This is a genomic window from Kitasatospora sp. NPDC001159, assembly GCF_053598235.1.
Window position 1 is genome coordinate 1 of sequence record NZ_JBSFJV010000296.1, and the last position, 1,130, is coordinate 1,130.

At 76.4% G+C, this 1,130-nt stretch carries 1 protein-coding gene; it reads right to left on the reverse strand.

The window, feature by feature from the left end; genetic code table 11:
• A partial coding sequence (locus ACWC9T_RS41985; protein WP_449826272.1) for a polyketide synthase dehydratase domain-containing protein occupies nt 1-1,130 on the reverse strand: 1,130 nt, incomplete at both ends.

A 1,130-nucleotide genomic window follows, 5' to 3' on the forward strand; every position in this document is an offset into this window, starting at 1 on the left:
TGCGCCGGATCGACGGGCTCGTGCTCGTGGACGGGCACGGCGTTGCGCGTGACCAGAACCAGCCGCGAACCGGCGAAACGTTCCTCCGCCAACCAGGTGCGGCAGAGCTCCACCGCCCAGCGGGTGACCGCGTGGGCGGACGCCGCAGGGGCGCCGCCGTCGAGCAGCGCGGACGGGATGGCCGCGAACACCGTGCCGGGCACCTCGTCGGAGGCGGCCAGGGAAGCCAGGTCGCCGTACGCGTCCACGCCGAGGACAGCCCAACTCCCGCCCTCCACCGAGTCGGAGGCGACGGACTGCCACTCGACTGCGTACAGCAGGCGGTCCGCCGGGAGGGCGGGCGCGGCCAGCTGCTGGGGCGAGACCGCGCGCAGCGTGAGCGCGTCGACGGACACCACCGGCGCGCCGGCCGTGTCAGTGGCGAGCAGCGCGACCTCGTCCGTACCGGTCGGGGTGAGGCGGATGCGCAGCTCGGTGGCGCCGGTGGCGTGCAGGGCGACGCCCGACCATGCGAACGGCAGGCGCAGGGAGCGCGTCTCGTCGGCCGTGCCGAGGGCGTGCAGGGCGGCGTCCAGCAGCGCCGGGTGCAGCGCGAACTCCTCGGCCTCCTCGGCCCCGCCGGGCCAGGAGGCCTCGGCGAACAGATCCTCGCCGCGCCGCCACACGGCCGTCAGCCCCTGGAACAGCGGGCCGTAGTCGTAGCCGCGCGCCTCCAGGTCCTCGTACAGCCCGTCCAGCGGCACGGCGACGGCGCCCGGCGGCGGCCAGGCGGCCTCCGGGGCCGGCGCCGCAGTGGTCTCGGGGACCAGCCGGCCCGTGGCGTGGCAGGTCCACACCTCGTCGGCGGCGGTGTGGTCCTCCGGGCGGGAGTAGACGGCGATCGGCCGGTGCCCGGCCTCGTCCGCGCCGCCGACCCACGCCTGGAGGCGGGCGGCCTCGCCCTCGGGGAGCGCGAACGGGGCGCGGAGGGTGAGCTCGTCGAGGCGTCCGCAGCCGACCTGATAGCCGACGTGGACGGCCAGCTCGACGAACGCCGTGCCGGGGAGGAGGACGGTGCCGGCGATGGTGTGGTCGGCGAGCCAGGGGTGGGTGGTGGTGGAGAGTCGGCCGGTGAACAGCATGCCGTCGCC